Origin of the sequence: Natronomonas gomsonensis, assembly GCF_013391635.1 — an archaeon.
GTDB lineage: Archaea > Halobacteriota > Halobacteria > Halobacteriales > Haloarculaceae > Natronomonas > Natronomonas gomsonensis_A.
This window is the reverse complement of sequence record NZ_JACAWU010000002.1, coordinates 168,619-185,159: the sequence shown is the minus strand read 5'-3', so window position 1 is coordinate 185,159 and position 16,541 is coordinate 168,619. Positions and strand designations below refer to the sequence as shown.

Annotated in this window: 14 protein-coding genes; 6 read left to right on the top strand and 8 right to left on the bottom strand. The window is 64.4% G+C overall.

Annotation, left to right across the window (positions count from 1 at the left end; all coding sequences use genetic code 11):
• The first annotated feature begins 87 nt into the window (after window positions 1-87).
• The 3 genes from HWX69_RS09155 (at window position 88) to HWX69_RS09145 (ending at window position 3,651) form a co-directional block, all read left to right on the top strand.
• Window positions 88-675 carry a sulfite oxidase-like oxidoreductase gene (locus HWX69_RS09155; RefSeq protein ID WP_178916818.1) on the top strand — a complete coding sequence of 196 codons (588 nt, stop codon included), beginning with the start codon at window positions 88-90 and terminating at the stop codon, window positions 673-675.
• A gap of 154 nt (window positions 676-829) precedes the next feature.
• Window positions 830-1,372, top strand: coding sequence for a hypothetical protein (locus HWX69_RS18025; RefSeq protein WP_218644772.1), 543 nt, complete (start codon window positions 830-832; stop codon window positions 1,370-1,372).
• Window positions 1,373-1,635: 263 nt separating this feature from the next.
• Complete coding sequence (locus HWX69_RS09145) at window positions 1,636-3,651, top strand: DUF7527 domain-containing protein (protein WP_178916817.1); 2,016 nt, start codon at window positions 1,636-1,638, stop codon at window positions 3,649-3,651.
• 30 nt (window positions 3,652-3,681) lie between these two features.
• On the opposite strand, the gene HWX69_RS09140 is transcribed toward HWX69_RS09145, so the two are convergent.
• Complete coding sequence (locus HWX69_RS09140; protein WP_156710406.1) at window positions 3,682-3,987, bottom strand: hypothetical protein; 306 nt, start codon at window positions 3,985-3,987, stop codon at window positions 3,682-3,684.
• Between the two features lie 258 nt (window positions 3,988-4,245).
• On the opposite strand from HWX69_RS09140, the gene HWX69_RS09135 reads away from it, so the two are divergent.
• Window positions 4,246-5,616 carry an adenylosuccinate synthase gene (locus tag HWX69_RS09135; RefSeq protein WP_178916816.1) on the top strand — a complete coding sequence of 457 codons (1,371 nt, stop codon included), beginning with the start codon at window positions 4,246-4,248 and terminating at the stop codon, window positions 5,614-5,616.
• A 36-nt stretch (window positions 5,617-5,652) separates the two neighbouring features.
• Here the strand turns inward: HWX69_RS09135 and HWX69_RS09130 are convergent, their stop codons facing one another.
• The 6 genes from HWX69_RS09130 to HWX69_RS09105 all read right to left on the bottom strand — a co-directional run bounded on the left by HWX69_RS09130 (window position 5,653) and on the right by HWX69_RS09105 (window position 12,306).
• Window positions 5,653-7,236 carry a succinic semialdehyde dehydrogenase gene (locus HWX69_RS09130; RefSeq protein ID WP_178916815.1) on the bottom strand — a complete coding sequence of 528 codons (1,584 nt, stop codon included), beginning with the start codon at window positions 7,234-7,236 and terminating at the stop codon, window positions 5,653-5,655.
• Window positions 7,237-7,358: 122 nt separating this feature from the next.
• The gene (locus tag HWX69_RS09125; protein ID WP_156710402.1) at window positions 7,359-8,315 is read right to left on the bottom strand and encodes a transcription initiation factor IIB; all 957 of its coding nucleotides are present in this window, start codon (window positions 8,313-8,315) and stop codon (window positions 7,359-7,361) included.
• Window positions 8,316-8,753: 438 nt separating this feature from the next.
• Complete coding sequence (locus tag HWX69_RS09120) at window positions 8,754-9,017, bottom strand: hypothetical protein (RefSeq protein ID WP_178916814.1); 264 nt, start codon at window positions 9,015-9,017, stop codon at window positions 8,754-8,756.
• 501 nt (window positions 9,018-9,518) lie between these two features.
• Window positions 9,519-10,697, bottom strand: a complete 1,179-nt coding sequence (locus HWX69_RS09115; RefSeq protein WP_178916813.1) for an alpha-hydroxy-acid oxidizing protein — start codon at window positions 10,695-10,697, stop codon at window positions 9,519-9,521.
• Window positions 10,698-10,747: 50 nt separating this feature from the next.
• A complete protein-coding gene (locus HWX69_RS09110; RefSeq protein ID WP_178916812.1) occupies window positions 10,748-11,839 on the bottom strand; it encodes a sensor histidine kinase in 1,092 nt (363 codons plus the stop codon).
• A gap of 47 nt (window positions 11,840-11,886) precedes the next feature.
• Window positions 11,887-12,306 (bottom strand): hypothetical protein, encoded by a 420-nt coding sequence (locus HWX69_RS09105; RefSeq protein WP_178916811.1) that lies wholly within the window; start codon window positions 12,304-12,306, stop codon window positions 11,887-11,889.
• A 109-nt stretch (window positions 12,307-12,415) separates the two neighbouring features.
• On the opposite strand from HWX69_RS09105, the gene HWX69_RS09100 reads away from it, so the two are divergent.
• Both HWX69_RS09100 and HWX69_RS09095 read left to right on the top strand, forming a co-directional pair.
• Entirely contained in the window at window positions 12,416-13,687 is a 1,272-nt protein-coding gene (locus HWX69_RS09100; RefSeq protein WP_178916810.1) for an MFS transporter, read from the top strand.
• Between the two features lie 54 nt (window positions 13,688-13,741).
• Window positions 13,742-14,623 carry a 3-hydroxyacyl-CoA dehydrogenase family protein gene (locus HWX69_RS09095; RefSeq protein WP_178916809.1) on the top strand — a complete coding sequence of 294 codons (882 nt, stop codon included), beginning with the start codon at window positions 13,742-13,744 and terminating at the stop codon, window positions 14,621-14,623.
• A 24-nt stretch (window positions 14,624-14,647) separates the two neighbouring features.
• Here the strand turns inward: HWX69_RS09095 and HWX69_RS09090 are convergent, their stop codons facing one another.
• Window positions 14,648-16,444 (bottom strand): ATP-binding protein, encoded by a 1,797-nt coding sequence (locus HWX69_RS09090; protein ID WP_178916808.1) that lies wholly within the window; start codon window positions 16,442-16,444, stop codon window positions 14,648-14,650.
• Window positions 16,445-16,541: the final 97 nt, after the last annotated feature.

The following is a 16,541-nucleotide window of genomic DNA, read 5'->3' as shown; positions in this document are numbered from 1 at the left end:
GCATCAATTTTATCGTTTCGACGAGCCGTTTCGCAAACCGCTTGCGGAGCGATAGGCCTACCTACAAGCGACCCCGAATCACCCAGTATGAAAGACGTGACGGACCTCCACGTCGAGTTCGACGGCAAGCGGCTCCCGCCCGGACAGCGCGAGACGAGTCGGTTCCCAGTGCTCTCGAAGGGCGGAACCCCGTCGATACCGAACGACTGGACCTTCGAGGTCTGGGGCGCCGTCGACGAGGAACTCTCCTTGTCGTTCGAGGAGCTACAGGAACTCCCCACACAGACCCAGAAACAGGACTTCCACTGCGTCACCGGGTGGTCGCGCTTCGACTGTGGGTTCCACGGCGTTACGTTCCCGACGTTGACCGACCACGCTGGCGTCGACGACGACGCCGTCCACGTGATGTTTCACGCCCACGACGGCTACACGACGAACCTCCCGCTCTCCGAGTGTGCGCGCGAAGAGGTCATGTTCGCGTGGGAGCTCGACGGCGAGCCGCTTCCGGCCGAACACGGCGGCCCTCTCCGAGTCGTCACGCCACACAAGTACGCCTACAAAGGTGCGAAGTGGGTCTCCGGCGTCGAGTTCCTCACCGAATCCGAACGCGGCTACTGGGAGAAGCGCGGCTACTCGAACACTGCGAATCCGTGGGAGGAAGAGCGGTACGCCTAAACAGTTGGTGTTGGCGTATCGCAGAACGTACGGAACGTTGTTTTCAGCCGCAGCGAAGCGAGTCCATCGTTCGATAGAAGTGCGAGTCTAACATCCGGTTCAACGGGAGAGTAGTGGCAAAAAAGGTATACCACGAGGTGAAGTTGATTCTGCTATGAGCCCTCCCCTCTCACGTCGTCGGCTTCTCGCACTCGGCGGTTCAGCCGGGACAATTGCCCTCGCTGGATGCCTTGATGCCATTACAGGAAACGAACAGCAGGTCTGCTCTTCGGGCTATCGTCACGTCGGGGAGGTGTTCAGAAAACGGTTGATAGTGGACTATCTTCGGTATGCGTCGTTGACAGTGCCACAATCCATTTCGCCAGGTGAGCAATTCGTGGCGACACTCACAAACGAGTCCACTGACCCACTCACCACACTGGGGAAACCGCGATATATGATTCAGCGGTTGAGCCCTGACGGGAAGTGGCGGAATACCATTGGCGTGCCCAACGAGTACGAGTGGTCGCCGTCTCAACGGGTTCTGGAGCCCGGCGAAGAACTCCGATGGGAAATGACACTCAGCGTCAACGAATTCTCGGGCCCGTTCCAACGGTGTACGATACACACACCAGCCACGTATCGGTTCATCTACTGGGGGTTCTCCGAACATGATGCAGGCATCGCACTCGCCGCTCCCTTTGAGGTCGTTGAATAGCGGCGAGTATGATACACTCACGCTCTGTACTAACCGGAGCCGAAGTCCGGATATGTCTCTCGACGAGGGCTTCACCAGAGCTAAAAGAGTAAGTAGAACGTCCGCGCGCCGCAGGCGCGCGGTTCACGCGGCCGAGGGCCGCAGGCCCGAGGTCGCGCCTTTTTCATCAACGTTTTTCGAGGAGCGGTTCGCGCGGAGCGCGAACCCGAAGAAGAAAAAGGTTGGTCGGTAGCTATATGCCCCTCCTGTGGCTTTCGGCGTGTATGGATGCCCACACCGTAATCGAGGAGTGGGAGGTGTCGCCGTTCGACGGCGGCTTCGAGGGGATTGATTCGTTGCGCTCCCGTGGATTCAGCGGCGCCGTCGAGGCCGACGGGACGTGGCTGTTCTTCGAAGACGGTGACCCCCTGGCCGTTCGAGCGGACATCGACGAAGCGCCTCGGGAGGGCGACATCGACGCCTTCGAGGACGCGAGCGGACGGACACACGAAGCGCCCCACCCGGCGACCGCCGCACTGGCGGCCATGTTGACTCTCGACGGCGATGTTCGTGGCCAGTATTTCAGCGACGAGACGCCGCTGTCGACGGTCCACGAGACGCTTTCGGAGGGGGGATTCACCGGCTACGTCGAACTGTCGAAGAACGTCCTCAGCGGCGATTACTTCGTGGTGTACGAAGACGGCGAGGCATCGTATCTCGGCTATCTCGGTCCGAGCGGTCGCCTACTAACGGGTGAGGAAGCACAGTCGAAAGCGGAAGGCGAGGTCGGTATCTACGACGTGGTCGCGGTTCGACTTCCCGCCGTGGAACTGCCGGAACCCGCCCCGGAGCCGAACGAGACAGCGGTCGTGGGCGCCGATGGCGACGAGACGGCGGACCCCGACGAGGAACTCGAAGCGGAGGACACCGAAGCCGAGGCCGTCGAGGCGAGCGACGAACACGAGGCAGAAACCACGGTTGGCGGGGAACCGACTGACGACGAACCCGAGGACACTGAAGTGGTCGGGGATTATGTCGACGCTACCGACGGTCAGTCGGCGGACGAGGACGACTCCGAACCGGAGACTGCAGAAATCGCAGAGACGACGGACACCGACGCCGACGGCGCCGACGAGGAGCCGACGCATGCGGTGCCCTCGGTGGACCCCGAAAACAGCGGCGACGGCGCCGGGGAAGCGACCCCGCATATCGTCGAGTCGGGAACCGAAAGCGCCGTCGACGCCGAGACTCGCGCCGAATTCGACTCCGAAGTGGCGTCCGAGAGGGAAACGTCGGTCGAATCCGGTTCGGAAGCCGGACGACACGAGAGAGCGGCGGGGACCGACACTGACGAGGCAGAGACCGAATCCGATAAGACGGAGGCTGAAACCGACGACGAGGTGGAAACCGAATCGGAACCCTCCAGCAACGAAGCCGAACTCGAGGCGCTCCGCGAGGAGTTCGAGTCAGAGCTGTCGTCGCTTCGGTCGAAAGTAGATGCCCTACAGGCCGAGCGGGACCGACTCCAGCAGCGTATCGCGGAACAGGAGACGGAGGACACCGACGGAAGGGATGGCGGCGCCGTATCGCTCTCATCGATGGAGGCCTTCGAGGGGACGAACCTCTTCATTCGCGAGGATTCCCGCGGTGGTGCGACCCTCGAAAACGCCCACGACGGGAGCGTCGACCCCGAGGCGCTCGCGGAGAACCTCCGCATCGAGTACCACACCCGCTTCGAGAGCGAGGGCGCGACGGTCGGGGGGACGCCGTTCGATTCCTTCCTGCGGTCGTCGGTCCCCTACGCCTTCGTCGAGTGGCTCGTCACGGACCTCCTCTTCGAGATACAGTCTACCGGAACCGAGGGGGCGATGCGGCACCTCTACGACGCCTTGCCCGAAATCGACCGCATCGGCTTCGACGAGACGATACGAGTCGGGGACGGCCAGGAGGGCCGCGAGGTGGACTTCGACATCGTCGCGCGCGACCGGATGGGCGACCCACTCGTCGTCGCGAACATCGACGAAAGTCGCGACCCCACAAGTGGAGAGTCGATGGGGCCGCTCGTCACCGACGCTTCCGACGTCTGTGAGGAACACGAGACGCTGGCGGCCGCCTTCGCGGTCACGTCGAGTTTCTTCGAGCCGGATGCCCTCTCGACGGCGCGAGAAGCCACGAGCGGGAGCCTCCTCAGCCGCGAGAAGTATCGGAGTTACGTGAAACTCGCACGGAAGAACGGGTTTCACCTCTGTCTCGTCGAGTCGAGAGAGGAGTCGTTCCACCTGACGGTACCGGAGCTATAAGCTGGCTGGAAGACAGAGAAAAGCGGTCGTTTAACCCTCGATTTCCGGAACGTCGTCAATCTTCATGCCTTCGAGCTTCTCGACGATGTCGTCGATTTTGCCGTCGAGGTCGTCGACGAAGTCCGCGGTATCCTCGGTCGTAATCGCACCCTGGCTCGACGGTTCGATGAGGTTCTCTTCTTCGAGAACGCGGAGCGAGTAGCGGACCTTGTGGTGGGGGTACCCAGTCTCGTTAGACATCTTTACGATGCCGATTGGCTCGTTCTCGATGACCATCCGCAAAACCTGCAGATGGCGCTCCAACATGTCGACTTCCTTCTCAAGCCGGTCTATCATGGCATTTGTTAACTTGTGTTTGGAGGGTTTAAAAGTTGCTGTCCGTTCGGCGGATGACCCCGGTGTAACGGGGAGATTGACGAATCTTTGCGGTAAAAGTATAAATCCCTTGTGACCACGGCACACGTCGCTGCGCGTCAACGCGGTCACGTCCGACCGCCGTCTGACGCACGCGGCGGTCCACGTGGAACGTCCCGTTCGGTTTCGCTGCTGACCAGACCGTAATCTGTTTACCCCGCTGGCGGAAACTGCCGTTCGATGACCGTAACCATCGTCGGTTCGCAGCTCGGCGACGAGGGGAAAGGCGGTATCGTCGACGTGTACGGCGATGCCGTCGACGTCGTCGCGCGCTATCAGGGCGGCGACAACGCCGGCCACACCGTCGTCTTCGAGGGCGACGAGTACAAACTCTCGCTCGTCCCGTCGGGGGCCGTCCGCGGTAAAGTGGGCGTCCTCGGCAACGGCTGTGTCGTCAACCCCGAGACGCTGTTCGAGGAACTCGACGCGCTCCGGGAGCGCGGCCTCGACCCCGACGTGCGCGTCGCCGAACGCGCCCACGCTATCCTGCCGTACCACCGCGTCCTCGACGGCCTCGAAGAGGACGTGAAATCCGACGACGACCTCGCGGCCGGCACCACAGGACGCGGCATCGGCCCGACCTACGAGGACAAGGCCGGTCGTCGCGGCATCCGCATCGGTGACCTGCTTGATGCCGAGACGTTGCGGACGCGACTGGAATACGCCGTCCCACAGAAGCGCGCGCTCGTCGAAGACGTCTACGACCTCGAAATCGGCGGGGACGTCGACACCGACGCCTTCGATATCGAGGCGCTGTTCGAACAGTACCGCGAGTACGGCGAACGGCTCGCCGAGGAGAACATGACCGTCAACTGCGGGGCGTTCCTCAGCGACCGCCTCGAGTCGGGCGAGGATGTCATGTTCGAGGGGGCGCAGGGAACCTCTATCGACATCGACCACGGTATCTACCCGTACGTTACGTCCTCGAACCCGACAGCTGGTGCCGCGTCCGTCGGCACCGGCGTCGGTCCCGGCGTCGTCGGCGACGGGGAGGTCGTCGGCATCGTCAAGGCCTACCTCTCCCGCGTCGGCACCGGCCCGCTCCCGACCGAACTCGGCTCCGTCGACGGACAGACGCCCGACGGTGGCGGCCGCCCCGGCGAGGACGACCTCGCGACGTACATCCGCGACGAGGGCGGCGAGTACGGCACGGTCACCGGCCGGCCACGACGCGTCGGCTGGCTCGACATGCCGATGCTCCGACACGCCGCCCGCGTCAGCGGGTTCACGGGCCTCGCCATCAACCACATCGACGTGCTGGCTGGGCTCGACGAGGTGCAGGTCGGCCACTCCTACACGCTCGACGGGGAGGAACTGCTCACGATGCCGACGACGACCGAACGGTGGGGCGACTGCGAAGCGAACCTCAGAACCTTCGACGGGTGGGACGACGTCGACTGGGCCGCCGTCGCCGAGGAGGGGTACGAGGCGATTCCGGAGAACGCTCGAGCGTACCTCGACTACATCGCCGCGGAACTCGACACGCCCGTCTACGCGGTCGGTGTCGGTCCCGGCCGCGAGGAAACCGTCGTAGTCGAAGACGTGTATTAAAAACGCGGTCGCTACTCCCGAAGGTCGGGTCCCGAACTACCGCATCCCGGGAATCCGTCGCTGGAACTTCAGCGTCTTGTTCATCAGTTTCGCGTACAGCCAGTAAGGGACACCCGGCGGTGCGGTCATGCCCATCCGTTTCTGGACGGCGACGGTCTGGGATTCGGTGTACTTCATAATGCCCTCGTCACCGTGGCGACGGCCGATACCGGAGTTCTTCATCCCGCCCATCGGGGCATCGAGGGAGGCCCACGCGGCGGCGTAGCCCTCGTTGACGTTGACCGTCCCTGTCTCGATTTGCTTTGCGAGTTCGCGGCCGTAATCGAGGTCTTCGGTCCAGATGGAGGCGTTCAGACCGTACTCGGAGTCGTTGGCGCGCTCGATGACGTCGTCTTCCTCGCTCCACTCGTAGATGGCGACGACCGGACCGAACGTCTCGTTTGCACACAGCGCCATCGACTCGTCGACGTCGGTGAGAACCGTCGGTTCGTAGAAGTACGGCCCGATATCGGGTCGACCCGTTCCCCCGGTCAGCACCGTCGCGCCGTTGGCTTTGGCGTCCTCTACGTGTTCGGTCACCTTCTCCAGTTGCTCCTCGGAGATGAGGCTCCCAACGTCTACGTCGTACTCGTAGCCGGTGCCGAGGTGGAGGTCCTCAATGGCGTCGACGAACGCCTCGACGAACTGGCCGTGGACGTCCTCGTGGACGTACAGCCGCTCGAGGGAGATACACAGTTGGCCGGCGTTGGTGAAACAGCCGCGGATGAGTCCCTCGACGGTCCGGTCGATGTCGGCGTCCGAACAGACGATGCCGGGGTTCTTTCCACCGAGTTCCATCGAGCACTTCGTGAGGTGTTCGCCGGCTTGGCTGGCGACGATGCGGCCCGTCGCGCTGGAACCGGTAAAACAAACGTAATCGGAGTTGGCGACAAGCGGTTCGCCGAGCGTCGGTCCGAAGCCGGTGACCACCTGGAAGACGTCCCGCGGCAATCCGGCCTCCTGAAGCAACTCGACTGCTTTCAGGGCTGTGTAGGAGGTCTGTTCGGCCGGCTTGAGGACGACGCTATTGCCGGCGAGCAGCGCGGGAATGGCGTCGGAAACGGCCAACGAGAGGGGGTAGTTCCACGGCGAAATCATCCCGACGATGCCGACGGGGTGGTGGTTGACCTCGGTTTCGGTGAGACCTGGGAGGGCACCTTCACGCTGTTCGGTTTCGAGATAGCCCTCCGCGCGGTAGGCGTAGTGGCGGGCCGTCATCGCCACGTCGAGGACCTCCTCGTAGGCGTGCTTGCGGGCCTTCCCGCTTTCCAGTTGCACGATGTCGAGCAGTTCCTCGGCGTTGTCGATGACGATGTCGTGGTAGCGCTTGAACACCTCGGCGCGTTCCTCGACGGTTCGGTCCTCCCACGCTTTCTGACCCTGCTCGGCGCGGTCGAAGGCGACCTCGATGTCGGACTCGTCACACGCCGGCAGTTCGCCGATGACGACGCCGCGGTACGGCGCCTCCACGTCGAAGTGTTCCTCGGGGGCCCCCGACAGCGTCACGTACGATTCCAGCCCCGACAGCAAGTCGGGTTCGACATCTATTTCACCGTCTATTGCGGTCTCCGATACTGTCATACACTCCCGTACAGGCTACGTCGTGTTAACCGTACGGGAACCTCAAACAACGCTTCGGGTGTTTTCGGCCGTTGCAGCCGCTGACTGTCGTAACGAGCGAAAAAACGGTTGACTGTGGCCGATTAGTGGATGCCGAGTGCTTCGATTTGCTCCTGGTACCGATTCCGGATGGTGACCTCGGTCACCTGCGCGACTTCGGCGACCTCACGTTGGGTCTTCTTTTCGTTACACAGGAGCGAGGCGGCGTAGATGGCGGCGGCGGCGTAGCCCGTCGGGGACTTCCCGGAGAGCATGCCCTTCTCCGCCGTGACCTCGATTATCTCGCGGGTCTTCTGTTCGACTTCCTCGGAGAGGCCGAGTTCCGAGCAGAACCGCGGAACGTACTGAACGGGGTCGACGGGTTCCAGCCCGAGCGACAGTTCCTGGGCGATGTAGCGGTAGGTTCGGCCGATTTCCTTCTGTTCGACGCGGGCGACCTCGGCGACCTCGTCGAGGCTCCGGGGGATGCCCTCCTGTCGGCAAGCCGCATACAGTGCGGCGGTGGCGACGCCCTCGATGGAGCGACCCCGGATGAGGTCCTCGTCGAGTGCGCGCCGGTAGATAACCGAAGCGACCTCCCGAACCGACCGCGGCACACCGAGTGCCGAGGACATACGGTCGATTTCGGAGAGGGCGAACTGGAGGTTGCGCTCGCCGGCGTCCTTCGTTCGAATCCGCTCCTGCCACTTCCGGAGGCGGTGCATCTGGGAGCGCTTTTCCGAAGAAATCGAACGACCGTAGGCGTCTTTGTCCTTCCAGTCGATTTGCGTTGTCAGTCCTTTGTCGTGCATCGTCTGGGTCGTCGGCGCGCCGACCCGTGATTTCGACTGCCGCTCGGAGTGATTGAACGCCCGCCACTCCGGGCCACGGTCGATGTTTTCCTCTTCCACTACGAGGCCGCATTCTTCGCAGACGAGTTCACCCCCGCCGTCGGCGCTCCGCACCAGCGAATCGGACTCACACTCGGGACAGCCAGTTTCTTGTTCGGTCTCTGCCTCGTCTTCGCTGGTGCGCTCTCGCTGACGGGTTGGCCCTGGCATTATGCTTATATGGTTTGCTTGTTCAACATATAAATGCTTTGCAGTCACGGCTTGTTGCCACGAAATTGTTTATAAATCCTTCCAAAACAGTGTGTTCGCCACCTCACGCGGCAACCTAGCAGTCATTCTCGGGGAAACCGACGGTTCGCAGGCGGGGTCGTCTATTGCGAAGAGTGGGTCGGTCACCGCCTCCGTTGGCGCCAGCCAGCTGCAAAACACACACCGGCAAAGGCGCCGGCGGCGACCGGTGCAACCGCACCCAGCGCCAGCAACGCGACACCGACGGCGAACGCAGTGCTGACGGTACCAGGGGGTGGACGTTCGTCGGGGCGATGCGAAACGGAGGGCCGAAGTTCGGGATGTCTCATCGAATCACGGGGCTGTCGCCCCAAGGGTCCCGCCGGGGGTCGAACCCGTCGTGCCCCAGCCGGCACGGAACTATCGAACGGTGGCTTCGATGACGCCGAAGCCGTCGGCGAGGTGGGCTTCGGGCGCCTCGACGTCGGCGTCGATGGCGACCGTCGCCGTGGCATCGACGTAGAGGTCGAGGGCGTCCGGACGGACGCCACAGAGCTCGACGTTCTCGACGCGTGCGACGCCGTCGACTTTCTCGACGACTTCGCGAACGCCGCCTTCGACATCGCCGGCCGCACCCCGGGGGACGCGGACGGACAACTCGATTCGGTGGTCGTGGGCTAACATAGGCCCCCGGCGGGAGTCGAACCCACAGGCCCGCCGCGGTCGGCGGCGGACGGCACAGCCGTGGCTAACGGGGGAGCGTCACCACTACGCGATTCGGCGACGAGCCGGCCCGGAACCGGCGAACGGCTCCGTGGCTCCCGGTCGAAGACGGCGCGGAAAATCGGGAAGCACCCGAGAGAACGGACCTCTCCGGAGGTAGCGTCGAAAGAAGTCCGCCGCGCCGCCGAACCGGGGAGGCTCGTTATGCGGCGCGAATCCCGAATGCGAGCGGAGCGTTCCACCCGCTCACACTCGCGGCGCGCCGCTTGGCGTAAGCGGCCGCATACAGCGGAGTGTGAGTGGTGGTGGTCATGATTGCGCTCCGTGTACGAAAAGCAAGCTATCGGATGGATATTAATAATTGTGTGGCTATGTGTACCACAGACACCCGTATAGCGCGAGTACAGTCTCGTACGACGACGTACAGGGACGTTATTCGATGGCGTGTTCAGTTACCTGTCGTCACAGTTCGTTCGCTCGGACGACCGCCTCGCGGTCGACGTCGTCGACGTCGTCGTAGCCGATGAGGCCGAGCGTCAAATCGAGGTCGGCGAGGAAGTTCTTCACGACCGACTCGACGCCGTTCTCGCCGTCGATGGCGAGGCCGTAGGCGTAGGGGCGGCCGAATCCGACGGCGTCAGCCCCGAGTGCGAGGGCGACGAGTGCATCCGAGCCGCGTCGGATGCCCGAATCGAAGAGGACGGGCACGTCGTCGTCGAGCGCCGAGACGATGCGCGGCAACACGTCGAGGGCGGTAACCGCGTTATCGACCTGTCGCCCGCCGTGATTCGAGACGATGACGCCCTCGGCGCCGCGTTCGATGCACTCCCGTGCGTCGTCGGGGTGAAGCACTCCCTTGACGACGACGGGAATGTCGGCGTACTCACAGAGCCACTCGAGGTCGTCGAACGTCAGCGACGGGTCGCCGAAGATGTCGATGAACGTCCGAATCGCGCTCAGTTCGGCCTCTTCCGGCGGGGCGTCGAGTAAATCCCGGAACGCCTCGTCTGTAAAGTAGTTGGCGACACCCTCGCCGTCGAGGAAGGGGAGATAGCCGTCGCGGATGTCCCGCTCGCGCCACCCGAGGATGTTGTTGTCCAGCGTGACGACGAGCGCCTCGTAGCCCGCCGCCTCGGCGCGGGAGACGAAACTCCTGGCCACGTCGTCGTTCGACGACCAGTACAGTTGGAACCACCCGGGCGTGTCGCCCAGTTCCTCGGCGACCTCCTCCATCGTGTGGGAGGCCGCCGAGGAGACGACCATCGGCACGTCGAGGTCGGCGGCGGCGCGGGCCACCGCGAGTTCGCCCTCGTCGTGGATGATAGACTGGACGCCGATGGGCGCGAGCAACGCCGGCACCGACAGTTCGGTTCCGAACAGCTCGGTCGAGAGGTCCCGCTCGGAGTAATCCCGAAGCATTCGGGGCCACAGTCGCCACTTCGCGAAGGCGTCGCGGTTGTGTCCGATGGTTCGTTCGCCACCCGCCCCGCCCGCGACGTAGCCGTAGGCCTTCTCGTCCATGGCCGCCAGGGCGGCCTCCTCCAGTTCCTCAAACGATGGCGGCACGTCGGGCGTCACGCCGGCCATCCCCTCCATGAAAATCTCGACCTGTCTGTCCGAGCCGCGGTTTGACTCGCTCATGGGCCGACCGTAGAAGCCGACTGAAATATACTTTGGCCGCCAGGTCCCCCTCAGTCGGCCGCCGGGAGTTCGACGTGGAACCGAGCGCCGCCTCCAGGGGCATCATCGACGGTCACGTTCCCGCCGTAGACGTCCGCGAGTCGCGAGACGAGATACAGCCCGAGGCCGTCGCCGTCGCTTCCCTCGCCCTGCTCGCCCAACTCGAAGAACTCCTCACGGTGCTCTTCGGGGATGCCGACACCGTTGTCGGCGACGACGGTTTCGACGGTGTTGCCGTTCCGTTCGGCTTCGACGCGGACGGTCAACGATTCGGGGTCGTTGTGAGCGACCGCGTTGCCGAGCAGGTTCGAGAACAGCTGATGGACGAGTCCGTCGGCGACGACCCACAGCCCGTCGGGCACGTCGGCATCGATGTCGACCTCGGGGTAGCTGTCTTCGATGCTGGCGAGTTCGTCGTCGAGTACCGTCGAGAGGTCGACCCGCTCGAACTCCCGGTCGGCGCCGAGCGTCTCGACGAGGGTGTCAGTGTCCCGGAGCAGACGGACGATAGCGTCGCTTCGCCGCTGGATAATCTCCAGCGAGGACTCCCCTTCGGGGTCGACGTGGTCGGCGACGATGTCGGCGTGGCCGTTGATGGCCATCATGTCGTTGCGGATGTCGTGTCGCAGGAGTCGCGTGAGCAACACGAGCGTCTCGCGTTGGTCTTCGTTGCGCTCTGCGAGGCGGCGGTTCCGCTCGGAGCGGCCGTGATTGACGCCGGCGATGACGCCGAAGGCACCGCCCATACTACCGAACGTGACGACCTGACTCGCGAAGGCTGCGGTGAACTCACCGGCGAGCAGCGAGCCGAGGTCCGACCAGACGGCGAGCGCGAAGAAGAACAGGAAGCCGGAGAAACACCAGACCATGACGGTGAACCGTTCGTCGGAGGAGAGTTCGCTCCGCTCGATGTGGACGCCGAGAACGAGGACGATTCCGCCGAAGAGGACGTGAACGACGAGTTCGTACAGCACCGCCTCGACCGAGACCGTGGTCGGCAACACCGACTGCGACCACAGAGTCACGCCGGCGACGACGAACACGAGTCCCAACGCAGCGACGAGTTCGGATCCGTCGATTCGGTCACCGAAGTAGCCACCCATCTTAGGCCACAATTATATCCAATTGAGTTAAAAGATACGACACGACGCTACGCCGGCAGCGTCAGCGCCGCCCCGATGAGTGCGAACGCGAGCGTGTTCAGACCGGCCGCGAGGAGACCGACTTTCACCGTCAGCGAGAGGTACGTCTGTCGGCGGAGCCACTCGCCCACCGTCTCCGCCGGTTCGGACGACCCCGCGTACGTTCGCTTCGGTTCGTAGCCGGGGCGTTCGATGTCCCCGGGCGGCGTGGGCGGTTCGACGGACGGCACCGACCGCTCCGGGTACAGTTGGGCGTCGGGCCGTTCGACGAGCGGCTCCCCCGTGCGGTCCTTCGGGGGGCGGTCGGCCGGCTGGCGGCGGGCACAGTCGTGATACCGATGGCCGAGGTGTGTCGCACAGAGGCGCTGGTCGCATCGCTCACACTCGTAGAGGAGTTCGCTGTCGGCGCCGCACACCGAACAGTCCATGACCCCGGGGAGGCAGTGTACCGATATGAATCCAGCGAACAGTTCAACAGTCGTGTCGGCGGTGGTCCTCACCGCAGTGCGGCGACCGGGCGCCGCAGAGCGGCGCTGAATGGGCGAGTACGACGTGCGGGCGGTGTCGCTTGCCGTCGTCGGCGGCGTGTTCTTCGGCGGTATCGCCACCGGCGTCGCCTTCCCGACGCTGCCGCTGCTCGATGACCTCCTCGGCATCACGGCGGTCATGTTGGGGCTCGTCCTCGCGGCCAACCGTATCGCTCGTCTCGTGATGAACACGCCCGCAGGAAGCATCATCGACCGCGTCGGCGCGCGCACGCCGATGATAGTCGGGTTGTTCACGCAGGCGCTCGCCCCGTTCGGTTACGTCGTCGGCTTACACACGCCGCCGGTTACCGTCGGCACGTTTCCGGTGCTCGGAGACGTGTCGGCCCCCGGCGTCGTGTTCGTCCTCGCGCGGACGATGTGGGGGGTCGGATCGGCGTTCGTCTTCATCGGCGCCTTCGCCGTCGTCACCCACGTCACGACGACCGACAACCGTGGGAAATGGATTGGCTACGTCCGCGGCGGCCAGTCGCTTGGCTTCCCGACTGGACTGGTCGTCGGCGGCGTCATGACCGACCTCGTCGGGATCCAGGAGGCGTTCCTCGTCGCCGGCGCTTGTGCGCTGATTGCAGGCGTCGTCGCTGCGGCCGTCCTCCCCGACGTGACGCCGGACCACGATTCGGGCGGCGGACTCCGTGACGTGCCCGCGCTCCTGCGCCGTCGACCCGTCGTCTTGCCCATCGGGGTCGGGAACTTCACGCTGCAGTTGCTGTGGGGCGGCGTCCTGTTGACGACGCTCGCGAAGTACGCCGAGGCGTTCGCCTTCGAAATCGGGCCGCTGGAGGCGGCTGGCGTCGCCGGTGTCGTCATGGGCGGCGGCGTCCTCGTCACCGGTGGCGTGACGCTGTGGGCCGGACAGCGCTCCGACGAACTCGGCAACCGGGCACTGTTGACCGTACCGTCGTTTCTCGCCTTGGTCGTCGGGTTCGGTCTCATCGCCCTCGTTCCAGCCCTGCCCGCCCTGGTCGTCGGCATCCTGTTAGCTGGCGCGGGCGTCGGTGCCGGCGCTCCGGCGCTGTTGACGATTCTGGGTGACGTGACGCCCGGCGACGAGTTGGGACGACTCGGCGGCGTCTACAACACGATGGGTGACGTGGGGCTCAGTCTCGGCCCGCTGGTGGCGATTCCGGCCGTCGAAACCGCCGGCTACCGAGCGACCTATCTGTTCTGTGCCGGCCTCGTGGCGGCGTGTCTGCTGGTCGTCTCGCTTCCCCTATTGTGGTCTCCGACGAGTGACACCGCCCGTGTCGCCGACTCCGATTGAAACGCTGCGTCGGAGAACGGAAGTTTATCGGGGACAGCACTCCCGCGTTCGAGCATGAACGTCACCGTCATCGGCGCAGGGAGCATGGGACACGGCATCGCACAGGTGTCGGCGATGGCCGGCCACGACGTGGTGTTGAACGACGTCGACGACGAACGGGTCGCCGCCGGCCTCGACGGCATCGAATCCAACCTCGACGGCGGGGTCGAGCGCGGAAAAGTGACCGAAAGCGAACGCGAAGAGACGCTCGAGCGTATCTCCGGTGACGCCGACCTCGCGTCGGCCGTCGGGGCCGCCGACCTCGTCGTCGAGGCCGTCCCCGAGGACATGGACCTCAAAAAGAACGTGTTCGGTGACGTCGAGGCCGCCGCACCTGAGGACGCCATTCTCGGGTCGAACACGTCGTCGCTGTCGGTCACCGAGTTGGCGAGTTGCCTCGACTCGCCCGAGCGTGCGATCGGACTCCACTTCTTCAACCCACCGCACATCATGGACCTCGTCGAAATCGTCGTCGCCGAACAGACCAGTTCGGTGACGGAATCGACCGCCGTCGACTACGTCGAGGGACTGGGCAAGGAGGCCGTTGTGGTTCGAGACAGCGCCGGGTTCGCCTCATCTCGGCTCGGGGTCGCGCTCGGCCTCGAGGCCATTCGGATGGTCGAAAGCGGCGTCGCGAGCGTCGAGGACATAGACACCGCGATGGAGGAGGGGTACAGCCACCCGATGGGACCGCTGAAACTCACCGACCTCGTCGGGTTGGACGTGCGACTCGACATCGCCGAGTACCTCCGCGAGGAGTTGGGCGAGCGGTTCCGTCCGCCGCAGCTGCTCAAGAAGAAGGTCCGAGCCGGGAAACTCGGCAAGAAGTCGGGCGAGGGGTTCTACGTCTGGGAGGACGGCGAAGCGGTCGGCGTCAGCGGCGAGTCCGAGAACTGACAGTGAGTCTCCGGAGTACGAACCTCACAGCCGAACGGTGAGTCGCGCGCCGCCGGCCTCGCTTTCGCCGATATCGAGCGACCAGCCGTGGCCCTCGGCGACCCGCTGGATGATGGCGAGACCGAACCCAGTCCCGTCTTCCTTCGTCGTGTACCCAGGGTCGAGCACCGCTTCGCGCTTCTCCGGGGGAATGCCCGCCCCATCGTCGGCGACGTAGAACCCCATTTCGTCGTCGAGCGCGCTCACGGTTACCGTCACGTCCGACCCGCCGTGGGTGACCGCGTTCGCGAAGGCGTTCTCGAGCAGTTGGTGGAGTCGGTCGGCGTCGGCCTCGAACCGGAGGTCCGACTCGACACGAAGCGTCGCCTCAGCGGTGTCGACGAGCGCCCACGACTCCTCGGCGCTCTGCCGGAGCGAGACCAGACTCACCTCTCCGATTTCTCTCCCTTCCGAGGCCAACCAGAGCACGTCGTCGATGATGCGGTCCATGTGCGTCAGCGAGCGGCGTATCTCGTCTACATCGTCGTCGTCACCGATGCGCTCTTCGAGGATATCGAGGTAGCCGAGCGCGACCGAAAGCGGGTTCCGGAGGTCGTGAGAGACCACGCCGGCGAACTCGTCGAGCCGTTCGTTCTTCCGTTCGAGGGCACGGTAGTTCTCGATTCGGTCGATGACGGCTTCCAGGTTCGCCGCGAACACGCGCGCGATTCCCACGTCGGTGTCGTCGAACGACGCCGTCGTCGCGACGTGTATCAGTCCGTAGTCCCCGACCGGAAGGAGCAACTCCTCGACGGCGTCGCTCGTGGCGGGATGGGCGACGCCGGAGCGGTGTTGTGGGTCGCCGCTCTCGAAGGAGATCCATCGGCGGTCCTCAGTGGAGTCGATGGTGGATGGCTCGAATCCGGCGAAAGACTCGCGGGCGACCTTCGCGGCCGGGACGAGTGTCCTCTCGTCGTCGGTCGTACAGTACACGGAGACGAGTTCGGCATCGAGCAGTTCGTCGAGTTGGTCACGCGCGCGGTCGGAGATGTCGTTCGGCGAGGTGAGTTCGAGCCACTCACGGGTCGCGTCGTGGAGCGCTCGAAGTCGGCGGCGCCACGCCCGCCTGTCGGTGATGTCGGCGTTGACCGCGACGAAGCGGACGATTTCGCCGTCGACGTGAATCGGGGCGATAGTCTGATTGACGACGTATCGACTGCCGTCCTTGCGCTCGTTGACGATTTCGCTCTGCCAGACGTCGCCGTCCAGAATCGTCTCCCAGAGGTTCTCGTAGAACGCATCGTCGTGTTCGCCGGATTTCAGTATCGCCGGCCGAGCACCCAACGCCTCCGCGGCGCTGTAGCCCGTCGTCGCCTCGAACGCCGGGTTGACGTACCGTATCGTCCCGTCGGTGTCGGTAATGTAGATGGAGTGGCCGGCCTGTTCGACGGCGCGTTTGAAGCTCCGAAGTCGGATGTCCGCCCTTCCGGCCGCTTGCTCGGTGAGCACTCGCTCGACGGCGTCGAGGAGCCGTTCGACTCGGTCGTCTGCATCGGAGGGGACGTACTCGACGCCGTCGGTGCGAAGCGCTCGGACCGCGAGGCGTTCGCTACCCTCAGATGGAAACAGCACCACCGGAGCGTCGGCGGCTTCGGTTCGAACTTCGGAGACGACCGCCATCCCCTCGCCGTCAGGGAGGGGCGTCTCACACACAACGCAGTCGACCGACCGCTCTCGGAGCGCCCCGCGGGCCGCCGACAGCGACGGCTCGAAGAGCACGCGAGCCGAAATATGGGTCTGGAGGGACGAACACCCCTCTCGAATCGATTCCTCCCCACCCACACACAGAACCGTCTGAGACACGCTGGTAACGCTTACCACCACGCACATATAAAAAACCGGACCGAATCGACAGCGGAAGTTCGACAGGTGGAGTCGA

Excerpts from the sequence above, each read along its gene's own strand:
- HWX69_RS09155 (WP_178916818.1), top strand. The coding sequence starts at position 88 with ATGAAAGACGTGACGGACCTCCACGTCGAGTTCGACGGCAAGCGGCTC.
- HWX69_RS18025 (WP_218644772.1), top strand. The coding sequence starts at position 830 with ATGAGCCCTCCCCTCTCACGTCGTCGGCTTCTCGCACTCGGCGGTTCA.
- HWX69_RS09145 (WP_178916817.1), top strand. The coding sequence starts at position 1,636 with ATGGATGCCCACACCGTAATCGAGGAGTGGGAGGTGTCGCCGTTCGAC.
- HWX69_RS09140 (WP_156710406.1), bottom strand. The coding sequence starts at position 3,987 with ATGATAGACCGGCTTGAGAAGGAAGTCGACATGTTGGAGCGCCATCTG.
- HWX69_RS09135 (WP_178916816.1), top strand. The coding sequence starts at position 4,246 with ATGACCGTAACCATCGTCGGTTCGCAGCTCGGCGACGAGGGGAAAGGC.
- HWX69_RS09130 (WP_178916815.1), bottom strand. The coding sequence starts at position 7,236 with ATGACAGTATCGGAGACCGCAATAGACGGTGAAATAGATGTCGAACCC.
- HWX69_RS09125 (WP_156710402.1), bottom strand. The coding sequence starts at position 8,315 with ATGCCAGGGCCAACCCGTCAGCGAGAGCGCACCAGCGAAGACGAGGCA.
- HWX69_RS09120 (WP_178916814.1), bottom strand. The coding sequence starts at position 9,017 with ATGTTAGCCCACGACCACCGAATCGAGTTGTCCGTCCGCGTCCCCCGG.
- HWX69_RS09115 (WP_178916813.1), bottom strand. The coding sequence starts at position 10,697 with ATGAGCGAGTCAAACCGCGGCTCGGACAGACAGGTCGAGATTTTCATG.
- HWX69_RS09110 (WP_178916812.1), bottom strand. The coding sequence starts at position 11,839 with ATGGGTGGCTACTTCGGTGACCGAATCGACGGATCCGAACTCGTCGCT.
- HWX69_RS09105 (WP_178916811.1), bottom strand. The coding sequence starts at position 12,306 with ATGGACTGTTCGGTGTGCGGCGCCGACAGCGAACTCCTCTACGAGTGT.
- HWX69_RS09100 (WP_178916810.1), top strand. The coding sequence starts at position 12,416 with ATGGGCGAGTACGACGTGCGGGCGGTGTCGCTTGCCGTCGTCGGCGGC.
- HWX69_RS09095 (WP_178916809.1), top strand. The coding sequence starts at position 13,742 with ATGAACGTCACCGTCATCGGCGCAGGGAGCATGGGACACGGCATCGCA.